4 protein-coding genes are annotated in these 3,889 nt (G+C 34.1%); all 4 read left to right on the forward strand.

What is annotated here, in order from left to right; genetic code table 11:
• Positions 1–951: 951 nt before the first annotated feature.
• The 4 genes from Q0410_RS01300 to Q0410_RS01315 are packed head-to-tail and all read left to right on the forward strand — an operon-like array spanning position 952 to position 3,553.
• Positions 952–1,650 (forward strand): YveK family protein, encoded by a 699-nt coding sequence (locus Q0410_RS01300; protein WP_299032031.1) that lies wholly within the window; start codon positions 952–954, stop codon positions 1,648–1,650.
• A 9-nt stretch (positions 1,651–1,659) separates the two neighbouring features.
• Entirely contained in the window at positions 1,660–2,313 is a 654-nt protein-coding gene (locus Q0410_RS01305) for a CpsD/CapB family tyrosine-protein kinase (protein WP_299032034.1), read from the forward strand.
• Entirely contained in the window at positions 2,313–3,077 is a 765-nt protein-coding gene (locus Q0410_RS01310) for a tyrosine-protein phosphatase (protein ID WP_299032037.1), read from the forward strand. The genes Q0410_RS01305 and Q0410_RS01310 overlap by 1 nt, the downstream gene beginning before the upstream one ends.
• Positions 3,074–3,553, forward strand: a complete 480-nt coding sequence (locus Q0410_RS01315) for an SH3 domain-containing protein (RefSeq protein WP_299032040.1) — start codon at positions 3,074–3,076, stop codon at positions 3,551–3,553. The genes Q0410_RS01310 and Q0410_RS01315 overlap by 4 nt, the downstream gene beginning before the upstream one ends.
• Positions 3,554–3,889: the final 336 nt, after the last annotated feature.

The following is a 3,889-nucleotide window of genomic DNA, read 5'->3' on the forward strand; positions in this document are numbered from 1 at the left end:
ACATATGATATCTCATAGGAGTACACAGTAACTATTTCTACCTGGTAAATTCAAACCAAAATCCTTAATACCATCGATTACATTATTTTTAAGCTATTGCTATATTCTGATTATGAATCTTATTTACATAATTAATTTTTGATATGAAAGAATTAAAGTCAAATGTACTCGTGGTACTATAAATGTAACATGAAGATTACCATATGAACTAAACACCAGTGTAATTAAAGAATCATTATATAGAGATAACTATGAGATCTTTCACAATCGTTCGAAAAGGTTGGTGTAGGTTCAGGTGGTGGTTGGGAAATGAATATTATTTTATATTTTATGACAGATGTATTATTAAACAGACTAAGCTAAGTATGTTCGTGGTACTATAAATGTAACATATAGATTATTATATAAGCTAAATAACGGTGTAATCACGAAACCCTAGATAGAGATAACCATGAGATCTCTCACTTCGTTCGAGATGAGTGGTGAGGGTTTATGTTTTAGTATGGAAGCGAATATTTTTTATGTTTGACAAAGGATGTATTACAGACTAAGCTCAGATTGTTCATGGTAGTATAAATGTAACATGAAGATTACCATATGAACTAAATACCGGTGTAATCACGGAACCCTAGATAGAGATAACTATGAAATCTCTCACATTTGTTCGAGAAGGTTGGTGTGGGTTCAGGTGGTTGTTGGGAAATAAATTTTTGATTATAAAGTATGACTATTTAATTAAACTAGTCAAAAGAATTCGTGGTACTATAAATGTAACATTATTATTTAATTAAATTTTAATGCCTAAATGAAGAATAGTCAGTTGCATTATATAATAGAAATTGTTGCATTTTGGATTATCTTTAAAGACATATATTGAAATTTAGCCTAATATAGTATAAAATATAAAGAGAATATGTGTATTTTTATATTTACTATTAACAAGGAGAAAAAATGAACGAACAAGAAATTGATTTAATTGAGCTTGCAAAAAAATTGATTAAGCACCTGCCTTTGATGATTTTGCTCGCTATTTTAGTAGGAGGAGGTAGTTTTGCCTTATCTAAGTTTGTCATCACACCTAAGTATGATTCAAACGCTACTATGATTGTTGGCAATTCTAATCAAAATAACGACCCTAATAATCCACAAGCTGCAGTTGAGCTTAGCCAAATTAATGCTAATAAGGCCCTTATTTCTACTTATTCTGAGATTGTAAAGTCTAAGGGTATAGCTGATAGGGTTATAGCTAATCTAGGGCTAGATATGGACTATGAGGAGTTTTCTAACAAGGTATCTATAGAGCCTGTGAAGGATACTCAGATAATATCTGTGAAGGTAGTTGATACTATCCCAGAAAGAGCTCAGGATATAGCCAATGAGACTGCTAATATTTTTAAACAGTCTATAGGCGATATTATGAATGTGGACAATGTCCAGATCCTAGATGGGGCGACTTTGCCAGAGGAGCCATCATCACCTAAGGTTATGAAAAATACTGCTATAGGAGCTATACTAGGCTTTATCCTTGCTGTAGCTATAGTTATGATCAAAGAATTATCCGATACTAGGATAAAAACATCTGAGGATATTACAACTGAGTTTGATATACCTGTTTTAGGTCTTATACCTGATAGGAAGAAGTTTAAGTAGGAGGAAGAAATGGCCAAAAAACATTCTTATTATAATGCGTCTATCTATGAAGAGGCTATGCGTTCAGTAAGGACCAATATCCAGTTTTCTGATATAGACAATAAAAACAAAATAATAGCTATCACATCTTCTACACCTAGTGAGGGTAAGACTACAGTTATTTATAATCTAGCCAAGTCCTTTGCGGAAAATGGCGAGAAGGTCGTCGTTCTTGACTTTGACCTTAGAGCACCGAAGCTAAATGTGGTGTCTGGTGTTGAGTCTAATGTGGGTCTTACAAATGTAATTACGGGCAAGGTCCCTATAGATAGAGCTCTAATACAAGATCCTAGTGAAGAAAATCTTCATATTCTCTTATCAGGTCCAGTACCACCAAATCCCGCTGAGATAATGGCGTCTGACCATGTAAAAAGTGTGGTAAATGACCTGTCTAATATGTTTGACTATGTCTTTATAGATACTCCTCCAGTAGGCTTATTTACAGATGCATCTATAGTATCTACCTATTGTGATGGGATTGTCTTTGCTATTAGGTCTAACAAGACTAAAAAAGAAGAGGTAGCAAAAGCTCTTGACAATCTAAAGAAAGTAAATGCCAAGGTTCTAGGAGCTGTCCTTACTTTTGCAGATGTCAAAGAATTTAACTACAAGGGCTATTATTAATGATTGATACACACAGCCATATCATCTATGGTGTGGACGACGGGTCAAGGTCACTTGAAGAGTCCATGGAGATGGTAAGGCTCTATATAGCTAATGGATTTAGCAAGCTAATAGCGACTAGCCACTTTGATAGGTCAAGGTATATGGTTGATGCAGGAGAAATTAGAAATAAGACTCAAATTTTAAATGAAGAAATCGCAAAAGAGGGTCTTGATTTTAAGATTTATCCTGGTCATGAAATTCAGGTTGAACCAAATACCCTAAGGCTTATAAAGGATAAGACCTTAAATACCCTAGCTGATAGCAGGTATGTGCTCTTAGAGCTACCCTTTATGAATCCTGCCATGTTTTTAAAAGACTTGATCTACAATATCCAGCTAGAAGGGATGGTACCCATAATTGCCCACGCTGAAAGATACATCTACGTCAAAAAAAATATTGATTATCTATTAGAATTTATAAAGATGGGGGCCCTTATCCAGGCAAATTATTCATCGATCAAGGATGATACCCTAAAGACCATGCTTGAAAGAAATATGGTCCACATCCTAGCAACAGACTCCCACCAATCAGAATGGAGGAGTCCAGAGATAGGAAAGTCAAAGAAAGCTATAATAGATATAATAGGGGAAGATAAGTTTAATACCTTATCCCAAGTAAACCCTGCCAAAATAATAGCTGATGAGTATATCCCAAGTTCTTATGATGATATAAAGATGGTAGAAAAAAAGAAGTCTATATTTAATTTTTGGAGAAAAAGATGAAATTTAGAAAAATACTTTTATCCTTCCTGGCTATTATTCTCCTAGCCTCATGTAATAAAGAAACAGAAGTCTACGAGAAAAAAGACGTCAAGGTTGATTCGGTTTTTGATAATATAGAGAAGAAAGAAGAAGACAAACCTGAAGAGAAAAAGGAAGAAAAGGCCGAGGATAAAAAAGAGGAAGAAAACAAAGAAAAGCCTGAAGAAGAAAAGGCTGACGAAAATAAAGAAGAACAACAAAACCAGGAAAACCAAACTCCTGAAAATCCTCAACAAAATCAAGCAAACACCAAACAAGCCACAGTACTTGTAAATATGAGAGAAACACCAAATACCTACGAGGAAAACTTCATCCTATCCATCCCACAAGGAAATAGGGTAGAATTTATCGAAGAAGTTTACCAAGACGGGGTAGCTTGGTCAAAAATCAAATATCAAAATACAGTCGGTTTTGTAAGGTCAGATTTATTAAGATAAGAGAAAAACTCCCCAAGTCATAAGATTTGGGGAGTTTTTAAGTGGGTAAGCAAAGAAATTATATCATTGTGACTGAAAGATAAGTTCTGTTTGATATTATAACTTATGGCAAGATTAGTTTTTGAGTGAGATTATATATTTTTATTGGACCAAAGAAGTCATTAGTTAGAAACTATATGAGTACAGTGTGTTCGTGGTACAAGAAATGTAACATTGCTAATTATGTATGTTTTTTATATTTATGCGAAAACTCCGGCAGGTTTAAGATGTTTATTATATAGACTTATCACCGGTGTAATCGCGGAACCCTAGATAGAGATAACCATGAGATCTCTC

This window comes from uncultured Anaerococcus sp., assembly GCF_937934665.1.
Lineage (GTDB): Bacteria > Bacillota > Clostridia > Tissierellales > Peptoniphilaceae > Anaerococcus.

What these genes read in the sequence shown, in the direction of transcription:
- Q0410_RS01300 (WP_299032031.1), top strand. Translation starts at nt 952, where the DNA reads ATGAACGAACAAGAAATTGATTTAATTGAGCTTGCAAAAAAATTGATT.
- Q0410_RS01305 (WP_299032034.1), top strand. Translation starts at nt 1,660, where the DNA reads ATGGCCAAAAAACATTCTTATTATAATGCGTCTATCTATGAAGAGGCT.
- Q0410_RS01310 (WP_299032037.1), top strand. Translation starts at nt 2,313, where the DNA reads ATGATTGATACACACAGCCATATCATCTATGGTGTGGACGACGGGTCA.
- Q0410_RS01315 (WP_299032040.1), top strand. Translation starts at nt 3,074, where the DNA reads ATGAAATTTAGAAAAATACTTTTATCCTTCCTGGCTATTATTCTCCTA.